Below are 14,581 nucleotides of genomic sequence, written 5' to 3'. Positions count from 1 at the left end.
TGGCGGTGGGCTTTGACGGTGAATCAAAAACTCGTTGCCTGGTAACGGGCCTATTCTACGCTAATCAGTCCCGGCCGTGTTCGGAGCCCGCAGCTGAGGCACCATCGCCGGTGAGGTCCTGCTGAGCCGGGGAGTCGGCCTGCTCCTGCGGCTGCTGTTGTGCCTGCTTCTCGTCCTCCCGGATCTTCGCGAGCTTGCGGCGCTGCCTCGTGCGCAGCAGGGAGTCGATGCTCCACAGGGACCGGGTGCCCTCCCGCTTGCGGCTCATCCGCGGCACCGAGCGGTCCATCGGGTGCTGGTCCAGGGGGTGTGCCGCGTGGTTGCCGTGTCGGCGCCGTGGCCGGCGTTCGCGCACCGCAATGCGGGGGCGGCGCAGGCCGTACTCCCGGTGCAGGATGCGTGGGCGACGCAGGCGGCGGGCCACCCACTCGCCGAAAACCACGCCGGCAGCCAGCGTCGTCGCCGTCGCTGCAGCCAGGGCCAGGTTCGACATACCAATGACCAGCTTGTCCTGCAGGATCGAGGACATTCCCCGGTATAGCGCCAGGCCGGGCAGGAAGGGCGTAATGCCGGCGGCGGCGGTGATCTGCGGCGGAACCATATACCGGCGGGAAAGCAGACCACCGGTCATGCCCACCAGAATCGCGGCGGCCGCAGCTGGCATCATCGTGGAGCTCTCGGCCAGCACCTGGACGATATTGTGCGCGATGGAGGCGACCAACGCGGTCGCCGCGGCGACCACCGTCGCGCGCCGCTCCGTGAAGCAGGCCAGACAGAAGAAGACCGTCGCCGCCGCGCCAGAGAGCACGCGCACCGTCGTCCCGCCGAGTACGCCTGAGGTGGTGGACACGTCCAGAGGGGTCATGTCGATGCCAACCATGTGGACGAACTGCAGGGCCGCGCCGATGCCGGCGATGATCGCGCCCGTGTTCAGCACCGTCTCGAAGAAGCGGGCAGAAGCCGTGACCGGCGCCCCCGTCACCGCATCCTGAAGCGCCTGGACCAGCGTTAACCCGGCGAGCTGCGCGACGATACAGGACGCCACCACCAGCGAGGGAGGGAAGTACCAGCCGCGTTCCGTCGCGAACTGCGTGACGACCGCGGCGGGCAAGACCGCGATGAAGCCACCCAGGAAGTTCTGGTAGAACTCCGGCAGCGACTTCGACGCCAACCACGCCGTCGAGAACATGATGAACAGGGTCGTGATCGTCGCGACGAAAGCGACAGCGTAGCCACCGCCCAGCAGCAGGGCGATGGAGAAGGCAAACCCACCCCAGGAGAGCAAAGCCCAGCGGGTACGGAACGGCAGCGGGCTGCGCTCGATCTGGGCGAGAATCTGCTCCGCGGTATCCAGCGGGGTGGCGCCGGCGATGATGGAACGCACCAGCCGGTCGATCTCCGTGAGGCGGGAGAAATTCGTGCTGAGGGTCTTCACGACTCGGAAGGCGGACACGGGGCTGCGGGACTCGTCGTTGTGGGCGTACACGGTGATGGTGTTCAGCGTGATGTCCACGTGAGTGTAGTGCAGGCCATACGCGGCGGCGATCGCCTTGATCTCCGCCTTCGCGTCCGAATTGCCGGTGCCGGCGGCCAGCAGTTGGTCCCCGATGCGTGCAGCAAGGTTCAGTACGCGGTGGATTTCCTCCGGGTCCGTGAGGTTCACCGGGGCCAGCGGGGTCGGCGGCGGCGCTAACCGAATCCCGTCGATGGTCGCGCGATTGCCGGTAAAGAGCATGTCGCTGGCGCGTCGGGCGAACCGAGCTAGATAATTTGCCACAACCACACCGTACACAAGGCCCCCTCCCGCACTTGAGGTGATGGTGGGTCTAAAAATTCGTGGGCTCTCGTGGTGGGCTGCTACTCTTTAAGCGCTCATGCCTCGTACGGGGCGTTGGGTGTGCCGAAGTGGCGCAATTGGCAGCGCAACGCACTTGTAATGCGTAGGTTGCGAGTTCGAGTCTCGTCTTCGGCTCTGTGTAAGGCTCCGGGAAACCGGGGCCTTTTCTTTATGTCTTGGCTCTTGCTCCGGGGTTCGCCCGGGAGGCCGTGCGGGTGGCGGGGATAAGTTCTTAGTGGTTTGGGGGCATTCAATAAATGGGGAGAAAGAGAGAGTGCCGGAATGGTGACTTTTCGGACGAAATAAAAATTAACTCCAGTTTTGCCCTCTATTAACTCGCGATATAACTGGGGTTGGAGAAGCGTTTCTCTAATTAGACCCAAATGGGGGAAATTCATATCCGCGCTGGCACAAGGTTGTTTCGAAGCTATTCTTCTGCTGTGTGTTCGTGCCGCTGAAAGACGTTAAGCATTTCTTCGGCGCGGCTTTCTCGCCAGAAGTAATAATTCACCCCACGCGTAATGTGAAAGCCTTTTCATGCCTCAATTGACCGCAATTCGCCCCTCGCGATCGAGCAAGATCGCCACCCGCACCGCTGCAACAGCCCTCGCCGCCGCCCTCGCCGGCGGCATTGCCGCGAGCCCGGCGGTCACCACCGTAGCGCTCGCCGCTCCGGCCGGTTCCTCCCAGGCCGGTACCGCACCTCGAGGCAACCTGCTGCCGGAAAGCTCCGCCACCGGACCCGTCCAGCTCCCCGGCTCCTACGACCCCGTCCCCCACAACGGCGCCCCGCAGCCACAGGCCTTCCCGGCCTCCGAGTACGGCTGGTACCTGTCGGATCTCAGCTCCCACCCTTATGGCAACTACGTCACCCTCATTGACGGCTTCAAGGACCTGCGGGCCAAGCACCCGGGCGTCATGAAGTCCAACCTTGACCAGGTCGCCGAGATCAACAACAACGCCCCCGCCGCCCGGATCGCCCAGGCCCAAGAGGATGCCGCGACCTCCAAGGAAGGTGTGCTCCGCATCTTCGCCGACGCCTTCGGCGAGGAGCTCGGCGAGCACTTCCGCCAGGCGCTGAAGGAGCACCGTCTTCCCAAGACCCAGATGCTTTTCGGCGGTGCCACCGCACGCGCCGGGGGAGTGGCCTCCTCCACCTTCATCGAGAAGACCTACTACAACAACGAGCGCCCCTTCGTCGCCGCACCGGAACGGATCACAAAGCACAACCTGCCGGGCAAGGACTTCTACAGCACCTCGAAGTCCTTCCCCTCCGGGCACACGAACCAATCCACCTGGACCACCACGCTGCTGTCCTATATGCTCCCCGAGTTCGCTCCAGAGCTGCTCGCACGCGGAGCCGAGGGTGGCTACTCCCGCGTGGTCCTGGGCGTGCACTACCCGCTGGACGTTATTGGTGGTCGCATGGTCGGCACCGCTGCCGCCGCGGATCGACTGAACGACCCGCGCATGCGCGCCAACCTGAATGCTGCCGCCCAGGAGATCCGTGCTGAGCTCGAGTGGCGCTGCGGCGACACCCTCGCGAACTGCGCACAGAAGCAGGCCGAGGCCGGTAAGGGCTATAACCCAGAATCCGTGGATCGCTACACCGAGCTGATGAATTACGGCTTCACCCCGGTCTACTCCGAGTCCGCCCCAATGGTGGTCCCGCAGGCCGCGCCCGCCCTGCTGCTGGGCAAATACCCGAACCTCTCCCACACCCAGCGCGCCGAGATCCTCCGCCAGACCGCCGGCCCGGCCGGGTACCCGCTGGATAAGCAGGGCCCGGAGGGCTCCTGGCAGCGACTCAACCTGGCCAAGGCGCTCACCGCCCAGGTCACCATCGCCGACGACGGCTCCGTGGAGGTGGCTGGCTAATGGCAACGCTTACTCGTCGCCGCGTCCTGCAGGGAATGGCCGCCACCGGTGGGGTGGCCGCCGCGGGGAGCCTGCTGCCTGCCGCCCAGGCAGCCCCCGCCCGCACCGTGTTGGGTGCGGAGAACTGGGACCCCGAGGTCTTCGCCCACTCCGTCGCCTCCGGGGATCCGACCGCCAGCGCCGTCATCATCTGGACCCGCGTGACCCCAACGAAGGACGCACAGCCCGGCTTGGGGAAGGGGCCGGACGTCCCCGTGACGTGGGAGGTCGCCACCGACCCGGAATTTCAGGACGTCGCCGCATCCGGGAAGGTCACCGCCAGCGCCGAGTTCGATCACACCGTCAAGGTCGACGCCACCGGCCTAGGATCCGCCACCACGTATTTTTATCGTTTCACGGCCGACCTGGGGGAGCGGAAGGCGACCTCCCGGGTGGGGCGCACCCGCACCGCCCCCGGATCCGGCGACGATGTCAGCGCGATCCGCTTCGGCGTGTGCAGCTGCTCGAACTACGAGGCCGGCTTCTTCCGCAGCTACCGGGACATGGCCGAGCGCGATGACCTGGAATTCGTCCTGCACCTGGGGGACTACACCTATGAATACGAGACGGGCGGCTACACCGGCGTGTACGGCCAGCAGCCCCGCACCGTGGAGCCCGCGCACGTCACCCAGACACTCGCGGATTTCCGCATCCGCCAGGGTTGCTACCGCAAGGACGCCGACCTCGCCGACCTGCATGCAGCCAAGCCGATGGTCTGCGTGTGGGACGATCACGAGTTCGCAGACAATAACTGGCGCGAGGGTGCGACCGGGGAGAGCTTCAAGAAGGGGGACGACTACCCGGCGCTAAAGGCAGCCGCCTCCCGCGCGTACTTCGAGTGGATGCCCGTGCGGGTGCGCCCCGAAGCGCGCGCCCAGCACCTCTACCGCACCCTGCAGTACGGCCCATTGATGGAGATCATCATCCCGGACCTGCGCTCCTACCGCGATGCGCAGCTGATCCAATCCGGTGACCACCTGCTGGACTCCGACCCGGACTTCATTCGCGCCGCCGGTCGGGAGGGCCGCACCATGATGGGGCGCAGCCAGTTCGAGTGGTTCAGCAACGCCATCAAGTCCTCCACCGCGAAGTGGCAGGTCATCGCCAACGAGGTGATGTTCGCGCCGATGACCCTGCCGGCGACCCTGGACCCGAAGCTGCACGACTGGCTGGTGGAGAAGATCGGCCTGCCGGAGCAGGGCATCCCGCTGAACCTCGACCAGTGGGATGGCTACATGGTGGAGCGGCAGAAGATCATCGACATGATCGCCGGGCTGCCGGATAAGAACGTGGTCTTCCTGACCGGGGATATCCACAGTTCCTGGGCGAACGATATTCCGCGGGATATTTTCGGCTACCGCACAGGCCAGAACACGAAGGCGGTGGCCACTGAGTTCGTGACCCCGTCGGTGACCGCGAAGAGCGCCTTCGATTCTTTGGCGGTCAGCCGCGCCTTCGACGCCGCCACTCGGCAGCTGCTGTACACCGGCGAGAACCTGCTCTCCGGGGTGAACCGTTGGTTCAAGTGGATCAACTTCACCGATCACGGCTACATGGCCGTGGAGGTGGGGCAGAAGGCCACGCAGTGCGACTGGCACTACGTGGACCACGTGCTGGCCAAGGACACCCCGTTCCGCCTGGGCAATAGCTTCCGGGCCGAGGTGGGCTCCCCTGGTGCCCGTAGCGTTGGCGCGGGCCTCAATCGCGCCCAGCGGGTTTATTAGTCCGACCGGGAGCGGGGAAGGGGCGCTTGCTAGAAGCGGTAGACCATGACGTAGCACTCCTCGTGGGGTGCCACGCCGTGGTCGATGAATCCGAACTTGGAGTACATGCGGCGGGCGCGGTCATTGCCGAAGTCCACCGCCAGGCTGACGGAGTGGTAGCCCTTCGCACGGGCGTGGTCCAGGGTTGTACCCAGTAGCTTGCGGCCGAGCCCAAGGCCGGTCATCGTCGGGCGGAGTGCGATGGCCAGCTCCGGGATGTCATCGGAGATATAGCCCGCGCCGGGCTCGGATTCGGTGAAGTTACGCAGCCATGCAGCGCCCGCGGGCGCGCCTTCGTACTCGGCGATGATTCCGCCCTGCTCCGCGGTCCACATGTCTACGTAGCGGACCAGGTCATCCTGGAAGTGCTCGGAGAGGTCTTTCCCAGGGTCACCCCAGGTATCGGTTTCGCGGAACATTTCCGTGATGAATCCGCGGTCGCCCTCGGTCGCGACACGAAATGCGACCGCGTCCGTGTTCGGGCGCTCGGCTGCTGACTCTGCCTGAATATCCTCGCTCATGCCCCCAAATATAGAACACCGGCGCCGAACCGCGGGATCGAGGATCCGTGCTCGGCGCCGGTGGGCTCCACAATCTAAGGAGCTTTCAGCAGGTCGGGGATTAGTAGATGTAGACCTTGTCACCCGGCTGCAGGTAGTTGAAGAAGGTCTGGGCGGACTTGCGATCCATGCGCACGCAGCCGGCGGACTGCACGTTGGTCGTGCCCTGGTGGAAGGCGTGACCGTTGTTCGTGAAGTAGACGGCGTACGGCATTGGTGCATTGCCGAACTCGTAGCTGATCTCGTCCTTGACCTTGCGGGTCACGGTGAACATGCCGCGCGGGGTCTCCTGGCCTGGGCGGCCGGTGGAGACGACGACCGGGCCGTAGGAGCGGTTGCCGCCCCTCTGCAGCCAGGCGCGCTGGGCCTTGATATCAACGCATGCGTGCGCGGAAGCCGGGCACGGGTTGGAGGCCGGGCGGGCCTGCTTCTTCGGGGCCTGCTTCTTTGGTGCTGGCTTCGGGGCCGGCTTCGGCGCGCGAGCAGCCTCGCGCTGCTGCAGGGCGCCCGGTGCGACAGCGTTGACGAAGTTATCGATGCCCTGAACAACCGGGGTGCGGAACTGCGGCGGCAGGTTCTTGGCCTGGGCCACGAGCGCGTCGCGGGCGTTCAACAGGGCGGTCACGCCATTGGCCTGTGCCTGGCGCAGCTGGGCGTCGAAGTCAGCCTGCAGCTGAGCGATCTGCGGCGGCAGGGAAGACCCGGCCACGGAGGAGCCGAGCTGCGGGGCAGCGCTGGCCTCAGAGGCGGTGGCGACGGATGCCCCAACGCCGAGGGTGGAGGCGCCGAGCGCGAGGGCAGCAGCGCCAGCGAACTGCTTCTTGGAGGTGTTGGACACCTTGCGGTGCTTGCCGATGTAATGAGTCATGCGCTTCAGAATAAACCCATTTGTACGTGAGAGAAAGCTGAACGCGCCGGTTGAGCCTCCTGTTAATGCTGCGTTCAACTGGCAACGCTGCCCGTGGGGCGGCGTGGGGCGAGCCAGGTCCCCCGGGATCCGCCGCTATCGCGTCTCAGTGCTGCCGGACCCCACACCGCCCGCGACGGGAATATTCTCCAGCGGACAAGCGCTAAAATATGTACAGCAAGCATTCAGCAAGCTCCCAGTCTCGGTGGAAGCAGATCGGTGAAGATAGAGCCATGACTACCCCAAACACGCAGCCCGTTAAGGTTCTCGTCGTCGACGATGAGGACAACATCTCCGACCTGATCAAGGTCAGCCTGAAGTTCCAGGGCTTCGACGTGGAGACTGCTGACAACGGGCAGACTGCGCTGGAGATCGCGGAAACCTACCGCCCCGACGCCTTCATTCTGGACGTCATGATGCCCGGCATGGATGGCTTCACCCTGCTCAACAAGCTCCGCGAGGCCGGCCACGACGCCCCGGCCCTGTTCCTCACCGCCAAGGACGGCGTGGAGGACCGCATCCACGGCCTGACCATCGGCGCGGACGACTACGTCACCAAGCCCTTCTCCCTGGAGGAGGTCATCACCCGACTGCGTGTGATCCTGCGCCGCGTGGCCAAGGACGACTCCGAGGAATCCAGCCTCATCACCTACGAGGACATCACCCTGGACGACGACATGCACGAGGTCACCAAGGCCGGGGAGGTCGTGGACCTGTCCCCGACGGAGTTCCAGCTGCTGCGCTACCTGATGGTCAACGCAGAGGTCGTCCTCTCCAAGTCCAAGATCCTGGACCACGTGTGGAATTACGACTTCGGCGGGGACGGCAACGTCGTCGAGTCCTACGTCTCCTACCTGCGCCGGAAGATCGACACGAAGGAACCCCGCCTGATCCACACCGTCCGCGGCGTGGGTTACGTGCTGCGTAAGCCACGCTCCTAGGTTTTGCCTGGTCGATGGCTTCCCTCCCTGAGAATTCGGACGTCCCCGCCACCGGGACAGCGAACTCCGCTGGTTCCCCTGGCGCGGACGATGCCGGCACCGCTGACTGGCCGGTGGACGGCGAGCACGGTGAGTTCCAGCGTCCCGGGCGCTTTCTGTCGAACTTCCCGCTGCGTGTCAGCCTCGTCGTCGTGATGACGTTCCTCGCCGCACTCGGCCTGTCTTTTTCCGGCGCGGTGACGACCTCCACGCTGCAGCACTTCATGGTCTCGCGCGTGGATGACCAGCTCAATAGTGCGATCAACGGCTGGGCCTACCGGACCACCGACGACGAACGCTCCTACCAGGACAGACCCGGTAGCAGCACCCCGCAGCCCAACCGGCCGCCCACGGATTTCTTCGTCCGCGTGGTGGACGGGGAGATCTCCATCGAACCACTGAACTCGGTCTTCGACTCCGCCCCGGAGCTGCGGGGATTGGAGCAGCCGAGGGAGCCCGTGACGGTGCCCGCCCGCGCGGGGAGCGCGTCCCACGCCCCGTGGCGTGCGGCCTCCGTCGAGAACCAGGATGGCACCGTCACCATCGTCGCCCTGCCCCTGGAGGGCGAGGAACACACCATCCGCAGGCTGGTGTACCTGCAGATCATCATCGGTTTCCTGGTGGTGGCCTCCATCATGATCGTCTCCCAGTACCTGGTGCGCCGCGCGCTGCGCCCGCTGAACCAGGTGGAGGAGACCGCCTCCCTGATTTCCCAGGGCCACCTGGACCAGCGCGTCCCGAACTGGGAGCCGGATACCGAGGTCGGTCGCCTGGCGCAGGCCTTCAACCGGATGCTCGCACAGATCCAGGGTGCGTTCCTCGCGGTGGGTGCCTCCGAGCGCCAGGCCCGCAAGTCCGAGGCCACGATGCGCCGCTTCATCGGGGATGCCTCCCACGAGCTGCGCACCCCGCTGACTTCCGTGCGGGGGTATGCGGAGCTCTACCGCTCCGGGGCCACCGACGATGCGGACATGGTCATCGGCCGAATCTCCGACGAGGCCGAGCGGATGGGGCTGCTGGTGGAGGACCTGTTGGCCCTGGTCCGCATGGATGAGGGCCGCCCGCTGCAGAACCAGCGGGTGGATGTGCTGGAGCTGGCGCTGCGCGCCGCCGACGGTGCCCGGGCGGGCTTCCCGGGGCGCAGCATCGGCGTCGAGAATCACTACGGCTCCATCCCGGTCGTGATGGGCGACGCCAACCGCCTGCACCAGGTGATCAGCAACCTCCTCACGAACGCGCTGAAGCACGCGGGTGAGGACGCCAGCGTGAAGATCAGCCTGCTCAAGACGAGCCCAGGACTGGTCACCATCGACGTCCAGGACGATGGCGAGGGCATCCCTGCCGACGCCCTGCCGCATCTCTTCGAGCGTTTCTACCGTCCGGACGGCTCCCGCTCCCGCGCTTCGGGCGGTTCCGGGCTGGGCCTATCCATCGTGCAGTCCCTGGTCAAGGCACACGGCGGGGCGATCACCGTGGACTCCACGGTGGGGGAGGGCACCACGTTCAGGGTGCAGCTGCCCGTGGCGCCGGAGGATTCGCCAGCGCAAATTTCACCAGAAGACTGACCTTCTGGTTGCGGGGCAGCATATTGTGCGCCACCTGCAGCTGCGGGTAGAAGTCCTGCACCCGCACTAGCCGCAACGGGCCCGGATGCTGGGGGATACCCCCGGTCGGTTCGGCGTCGCCGAGGGCGAAGGCCGCATTGAGGGGGACCATGCGGTCGTAATCGGAGGCGATCTGCGTGATCGGCACGGTGCACTCCCCGGCCGGCGCCAGCGCGTCGGCCAGCGCGGGGGAGCCCACCACCTGCTCCGCGAAAGCGGGCGCCATGACGGTGCTGATCACCCGGTTGACCAGGGCCTCCCGCGCGGTCCCGGACCAGGGCATGTGCACGCCTCGGAAGTCCGCGCCCAGACCCACGATGTGGTTGATCGCATCCCCGCCGGGACGGCTCGCCACGGCCAGGGAGATCAATCCGCCCTGGGAATGTGCAACCAGGTCGAAGGACTCCGCGCCGGTGGCGTCTTTGAGCGCGGCGATCTGCGCCCGCGTTTGGGCGATGGATTGCACCAGCGACGTGGTGCCGTTGTCCCCATAGCTGACGGAGAATACCCGCCGGTCCCGCCCGTCGAAGGTGCTGCGCAGGTAGGGCACCATGCGCGCGAAGTTCCCGCGACCACCCACGGTGCCGTGCACCACCACGATGGGGCGGGGCTCGGAAGGCAGCATCCGGTGGGTGGGGGATTCATCCCATTCGCCCAGGTCCGGGATGTGAGCCAGCAGCGAGCGTCGCGGGGTAGCCTCCTGGCCCAGACCGGAGTGCAGGATGGGGCTGCGGCGGGGACTGCGGGGCGTAGAGGGGGACATATCGTTTTAGAGCGCTGGTGTTAGTCCTCGTCCTCCGGCACGCCAGCAACACCCTGGTTGCGCAGCTCCGCGCGGATCCGCGCCGCCGCATCGTCCATCTTTTCCGGGTCCGTCTGATCCATCGGGATGATGTTCTGCAGGCTGTAGCCGGACATGTCGGAGGCCGGGAACAGGTGGATGTGGGTGTGCGGTACCTCGAAACCGGCGATCATGTAGCCGCACCGCGGGGCGTCGAAGGCCTCGCAGATGGCCTTGCCGATCACCTGGGCGACCTCGTTGAGCTTGCCCCACAGCTCGGCCGGCACGTCGGTCCAGCGGTCGATCTCCTGGGTCGGGACGACCAGCACGTGGCCGTAAGCGACCGGCTCGATGGTGAGGAATGCGGCGACCTCGGCGTCGCGGTAGACGAAGCGACCCGGCAGTTCGCCGTTGATGATTTTCGTGAAAACGGTAGCCATACCTCGTGATGTTACCCGCGAAACCATCGGCGAACACCGGCTTTGGGGCAGCGTCGCGTCGCGCTGTCCGGCTGGCTCGCTAGACTGGGGCACTATGCGCATTCTTGTACTTGGCAGCGGTGCCCGCGAGCACGCATTGGCTTATTCCCTGTCCCGCGATGAGTCCGTCTCTGAGGTCCACGTGAGCCCCGGCAACCCGGGGATGAAGGCCATCGCCACGCTCCACCCGGATGACTCGAATCCGGTGGGCTTGGCCCAGGAACTCGGGGTGGATCTGGTCGTGATCGGCCCGGAGATCCCGCTGGTCGCGGGCGTGGGCGACGATCTGCGGGAGGCAGGCTTCGCGGTCTTCGGCCCATCCAAGGCTGCGGCCCAGATCGAGGGCTCCAAGGCCTTCGCGAAGGACGTCATGGCGCGCGCCGGGGTCCGCACTGCCTCGGCGGAGTCTCTGCAGCCGGGTACGTCGGATGCCGAGATCGAGGCCGCCCTGGACCGCTTCGGCCCCCGCTTCGTCGTGAAGGACGACGGCCTGGCCGCCGGTAAGGGCGTTGTGGTCACCGACGACCGTGCTGCCGCACGCGCCCACATCGACGACGTCCACGCCGCCGGCAACCCGGTGCTGTTGGAGAGCTTCCTCGACGGCCCGGAGGTCTCCCTGTTCTGCCTGGTGGACGGCGAGACTGTTGTCCCGCTGATCCCGGCGCAGGACTTCAAGCGCGTCGGCGAGGGCGATACCGGCCCGAACACCGGCGGCATGGGCGCCTACACACCGCTGCCGTGGCTGCCGGGGGGCGGCGTGCAGCGCATCGTCGACGAGGTCTGCATCCCGGTGGCCAAGCAGATGGCCGAGGACGGAGTGCCGTATTCCGGCCTGCTCTATGCCGGGCTGGCCTGGACCTCCAATGGTCCTGAGGTCATCGAGTTCAACTGCCGTTTCGGTGATCCGGAGACCCAGCCGGTGCTTCAGCTGCTCGACACTCCGCTGGCTGGCGTGCTGAACGCCGTCGCCACCGGCTCGCTCGCGGAGCTGCCGCCGCTGCAGTGGAAGGACGGCTACGCGCTGACCGTCGTGCTTGCCGCGGAGGGCTACCCGGAGTCCGCGAAGAAGGGCGGGGTCATCACGGGCGCTGAGGCGGGCAGCGAGGCCCGCGGTGTCCGCGCCGCTGGTGTGGCAGAGAAGGACGGCGCGCTCGTCGCTTCTGGCGGCCGCGTGCTCAACGTGGTCGGTGAGGGCGCGACCCTCGAGGAGGCCCGCGAGAAGGCCTACGCCACCCTTGCCACCATCGACCTGCCGGGCGGCCACTTCCGCAAGGACATCGCCCTGGCCGCCGTCGAGGGCAAGATCACCGTCCCCGGCGAGGGGCAGGCCTAAGCCAGAAGGCTAGAAACCGATGCCCGAAGGACACGTGATTCACCGGCTGGCGTCTCAGCTCAATCAGCTGTTCGCCGGCCACGCCCTGCGCGTAACCAGCCCGCAGGGCCGCTTCGCCGAGGAGGCCGGCGCGCTGACCGGTGACATGCTCGACCGGGCGGAGGCCTGGGGCAAGCACCTGTTTTTAAGCTTCGGCAACCCTCGTAACCCGCACCGGCGGGCGGATCACATCATCCACGTCCACCTGGGGCTGATCGGCACCATGGCCGTCGAGCCCTTCACCGGTGGCCAACCCCGCGGCCAGGTGCGCCTGCACCTGCACCGCATCGACGCCGAGGGCGGGGAGGACATGTGCACCTGGGGCAACGCCGTGGAGGCAAACCTGCGCGGCCCCCAGTGGTGCCGACTCATCACCGACGAGGAGATGGACGCCGCGGTCGCCAAGCTCGGCGCCGACCCGCTGCGCTCCACCGGCCCGGAGGTAGACCCGGAGAACGCCGCGAAGCTGGCGGAGCTCGATGACTTCCTCTCCCGCTCCCGCCGCAGCATCGGCTCGATCCTCATGGACCAGGCCCGCTACGCCGGGGTGGGAAACATCTACCGCGCCGAAACCCTCTTCCGCCTGGGCATCCACCCGGACGTCCGGGCCTGCGACCTGGCGGCGGAGGAACGCGAGAATATTTGGCAGGACCTCGTGGAACTCATGGCCGAGGGTGAGGCCAGCGGGCGGATCGACACTGTGCGCCCCGAGCACACCCCGGAGGCGATGGAGCGGGCTCCTCGCAAGGACGACCACGGTGGCGAGGTCTACGTCTACCGGCGCGCCGGGCAGCCCTGCTACGTCTGCGGCGAGGAGATCAGCCACCGCGTGGTGGAAGGCCGGAACCTCTTCTGGTGTCCTGGCTGCCAACCCGTGGCATAGCCCTTAAACCGCTGGTCGCCAGCCCCTCGGCGCAGCCCTGTGCCGCTGTGGGATAATGAGGGGCGTGACTGCTGCAAAGAAGAATATTTCCAACGTCCTCGCCACCCGCTACGCTTCCCCGGAGATGACCAACCTGTGGTCCCCGGAGGAGAAAATCAAGATGGAGCGCCAGCTCTGGCTCTCCGTGATGAAGGCCCAGAAGGAACTCGGCATCGAGATCCCCGCCGAGGCCCCGGCTGCCTATGAGAAGGTCCTCGACCAGGTGGACCTGAACTCCATCGCAGAGCGGGAGAAGGTCACCCGCCACGACGTGAAGGCCCGCATCGAGGAGTTCAACGACCTCGCCGGCTTCGAGGAGATCCACAAGGGCATGACCTCCCGCGATCTCACGGAGAACGTGGAGCAGCTGCAGATCTACCGCTCTCTCGTGCTGGCCCGCGATAAGGCCATCGCCGTCCTGAATCGGATCGGTCGCCTGGCCGGCGAGTACCAGGGGCTCGTGATGGCGGGCCGCTCCCACAACGTTGCAGCGCAGGCCACCACCCTGGGCAAGCGCTTCGCTTCTGCGGCCGATGAGCTGCTGCTGGGCCTGGCGCGCGCCGAGGAGCTGCTGGCCCGCTACCCGCTGCGTGGCATCAAGGGCCCGATGGGCACCGCGCAGGACATGCTGGATCTGCTGGGCGGCGACGAGGCGAAGCTCGCGCAGCTCGAAACACAGATCGCCGACGGCCTGGGCTTTAGCCAGGTCTTCAACTCCGTGGGCCAGGTCTACCCACGTTCCCTCGACTTCGACGCCCTGTCCGTCCTCGTGGAGCTGGGCGCGGCGATGAGCTCGCTGTCGATGACGATCCGCCTCATGGCGGGCAACGAGACTGTCACCGAGGGCTTCAAGGAGGGCCAGGTCGGCTCGTCTGCGATGCCGCACAAGATGAACGCCCGCTCCTGCGAGCGCGTCGGCGGCATGCAGGTTCTGCTGCGCGGTTACCTGACGATGGCGGCCGACCTCTCGGGTGCCCAGTGGAACGAGGGCGACGTCTTCTGCTCCGTCGTCCGCCGCGTCGCCCTGCCGGATGCCTTCTTCACCTTCGACGGCATGTGCGAGACCTTCCTCACCGTGCTCGACGAGTTCGGGGCCTTCCCGGCGATGATTGAGCGCGAGCTGGAGCGCTACCTGCCGTTCCTGGCCACCACCCGCATCCTCATGGCGGCGGTGCGCGCGGGCGTGGGCCGCGAGACCGCTCACGAGGTCATCAAGGAAAACGCCGTGGGCATGGCGCTGGACATGCGCGAACGTGGCGCGGAGCAGAACCTCATCGAGCGCCTCGCCGCTGATGAGCGCCTCCCGATGAATGAGCAGGATCTCCACGACGCCCTGGCCGACCGCAAGGCCTTCATTGGTGCGGCCGAGTCCCAGGTCTCCCGTGTGCTGGACCGCGTGGCGTCCATCGTCCAGGCCCACCCAGACGCAGCGGCCTACACCCCTGGCGAGATTCTCTAA

12 protein-coding genes and 1 tRNA gene are annotated in these 14,581 nt (G+C 66.5%); 8 read left to right on the top strand and 5 right to left on the bottom strand.

Features of this window, described 5'->3' with window-relative positions; all coding sequences use genetic code 11:
- Nucleotides 1-64: 64 nt before the first annotated feature.
- Nucleotides 65-1,792: a threonine/serine exporter ThrE gene (gene thrE, locus QP997_RS03560; protein ID WP_284846227.1), complete on the bottom strand. Its 1,728-nt coding sequence runs from the start codon at nt 1,790-1,792 to the stop codon at nt 65-67.
- A gap of 107 nt (nt 1,793-1,899) precedes the next feature.
- Here thrE and QP997_RS03555 point away from each other — a divergent pair.
- From QP997_RS03555 to QP997_RS03545, 3 genes are all read left to right on the top strand, one after another.
- Nucleotides 1,900-1,972 (top strand) — tRNA-Thr (locus QP997_RS03555).
- Between the two features lie 411 nt (nt 1,973-2,383).
- Complete coding sequence (locus QP997_RS03550; RefSeq protein ID WP_284846226.1) at nt 2,384-3,715, top strand: acid phosphatase; 1,332 nt, start codon at nt 2,384-2,386, stop codon at nt 3,713-3,715.
- Entirely contained in the window at nt 3,715-5,478 is a 1,764-nt protein-coding gene (locus QP997_RS03545; protein WP_284846225.1) for an alkaline phosphatase D family protein, read from the top strand. The genes QP997_RS03550 and QP997_RS03545 overlap by 1 nt, the downstream gene beginning before the upstream one ends.
- 29 nt (nt 5,479-5,507) lie before the next feature.
- Here QP997_RS03545 and QP997_RS03540 read toward each other — a convergent pair whose 3' ends face one another.
- Both QP997_RS03540 and QP997_RS03535 read right to left on the bottom strand, forming a co-directional pair.
- A complete protein-coding gene (locus QP997_RS03540) occupies nt 5,508-6,038 on the bottom strand; it encodes a GNAT family N-acetyltransferase (RefSeq protein ID WP_148812867.1) in 531 nt (176 codons plus the stop codon).
- A gap of 100 nt (nt 6,039-6,138) precedes the next feature.
- Complete coding sequence (locus QP997_RS03535; protein WP_284846224.1) at nt 6,139-6,945, bottom strand: L,D-transpeptidase; 807 nt, start codon at nt 6,943-6,945, stop codon at nt 6,139-6,141.
- A gap of 272 nt (nt 6,946-7,217) precedes the next feature.
- Between QP997_RS03535 and QP997_RS03530 the strand changes: the two genes are divergently transcribed.
- Together QP997_RS03530 and QP997_RS03525 are read left to right on the top strand one after the other, a co-directional pair.
- Nucleotides 7,218-7,925: a response regulator transcription factor gene (locus QP997_RS03530; RefSeq protein WP_070759720.1), complete on the top strand. Its 708-nt coding sequence runs from the start codon at nt 7,218-7,220 to the stop codon at nt 7,923-7,925.
- Nucleotides 7,926-7,939: 14 nt separating this feature from the next.
- Nucleotides 7,940-9,529 carry a sensor histidine kinase gene (locus QP997_RS03525; RefSeq protein WP_148812863.1) on the top strand — a complete coding sequence of 530 codons (1,590 nt, stop codon included), beginning with the start codon at nt 7,940-7,942 and terminating at the stop codon, nt 9,527-9,529.
- Here QP997_RS03525 and QP997_RS03520 read toward each other — a convergent pair.
- Nucleotides 9,468-10,331, bottom strand: coding sequence for an esterase/lipase family protein (locus QP997_RS03520; RefSeq protein WP_148812861.1), 864 nt, complete (start codon nt 10,329-10,331; stop codon nt 9,468-9,470). The genes QP997_RS03525 and QP997_RS03520 overlap by 62 nt on opposite strands.
- 20 nt (nt 10,332-10,351) lie before the next feature.
- Complete coding sequence (locus QP997_RS03515) at nt 10,352-10,789, bottom strand: HIT family protein (RefSeq protein ID WP_284846223.1); 438 nt, start codon at nt 10,787-10,789, stop codon at nt 10,352-10,354.
- Between the two features lie 94 nt (nt 10,790-10,883).
- Between QP997_RS03515 and purD the strand changes: the two genes are divergently transcribed.
- From purD to purB, 3 genes are read left to right on the top strand one after another with little or no spacing between them, the layout of a single operon-like run.
- Nucleotides 10,884-12,161, top strand: coding sequence for a phosphoribosylamine--glycine ligase (purD, locus tag QP997_RS03510; RefSeq protein ID WP_284846222.1), 1,278 nt, complete (start codon nt 10,884-10,886; stop codon nt 12,159-12,161).
- Between the two features lie 19 nt (nt 12,162-12,180).
- A complete protein-coding gene (locus tag QP997_RS03505) occupies nt 12,181-13,083 on the top strand; it encodes an Fpg/Nei family DNA glycosylase (protein WP_284846221.1) in 903 nt (300 codons plus the stop codon).
- 55 nt (nt 13,084-13,138) lie between these two features.
- Nucleotides 13,139-14,581, top strand: a complete 1,443-nt coding sequence (gene purB / locus QP997_RS03500) for an adenylosuccinate lyase (RefSeq protein WP_284758550.1) — start codon at nt 13,139-13,141, stop codon at nt 14,579-14,581.

The organism is Corynebacterium sp. MSK039 (genome assembly GCF_030232315.1).
Lineage (GTDB): Bacteria > Actinomycetota > Actinomycetes > Mycobacteriales > Mycobacteriaceae > Corynebacterium.
The sequence above is the reverse complement of the archived record's forward strand: the minus strand, read 5'-3'. Positions and strand labels throughout refer to the sequence as shown.

What these genes read in the sequence shown, in the direction of transcription:
- QP997_RS03530 (WP_070759720.1), top strand. Translation starts at nt 7,218, where the DNA reads ATGACTACCCCAAACACGCAGCCCGTTAAGGTTCTCGTCGTCGACGAT.
- QP997_RS03545 (WP_284846225.1), top strand. Translation starts at nt 3,715, where the DNA reads ATGGCAACGCTTACTCGTCGCCGCGTCCTGCAGGGAATGGCCGCCACC.
- QP997_RS03505 (WP_284846221.1), top strand. Translation starts at nt 12,181, where the DNA reads ATGCCCGAAGGACACGTGATTCACCGGCTGGCGTCTCAGCTCAATCAG.
- purB (WP_284758550.1), top strand. Translation starts at nt 13,139, where the DNA reads ATGAGGGGCGTGACTGCTGCAAAGAAGAATATTTCCAACGTCCTCGCC.
- QP997_RS03515 (WP_284846223.1), bottom strand. Translation starts at nt 10,789, where the DNA reads ATGGCTACCGTTTTCACGAAAATCATCAACGGCGAACTGCCGGGTCGC.
- QP997_RS03535 (WP_284846224.1), bottom strand. Translation starts at nt 6,945, where the DNA reads ATGACTCATTACATCGGCAAGCACCGCAAGGTGTCCAACACCTCCAAG.
- QP997_RS03525 (WP_148812863.1), top strand. Translation starts at nt 7,940, where the DNA reads ATGGCTTCCCTCCCTGAGAATTCGGACGTCCCCGCCACCGGGACAGCG.
- QP997_RS03540 (WP_148812867.1), bottom strand. Translation starts at nt 6,038, where the DNA reads ATGAGCGAGGATATTCAGGCAGAGTCAGCAGCCGAGCGCCCGAACACG.
- purD (WP_284846222.1), top strand. Translation starts at nt 10,884, where the DNA reads ATGCGCATTCTTGTACTTGGCAGCGGTGCCCGCGAGCACGCATTGGCT.
- QP997_RS03520 (WP_148812861.1), bottom strand. Translation starts at nt 10,331, where the DNA reads ATGTCCCCCTCTACGCCCCGCAGTCCCCGCCGCAGCCCCATCCTGCAC.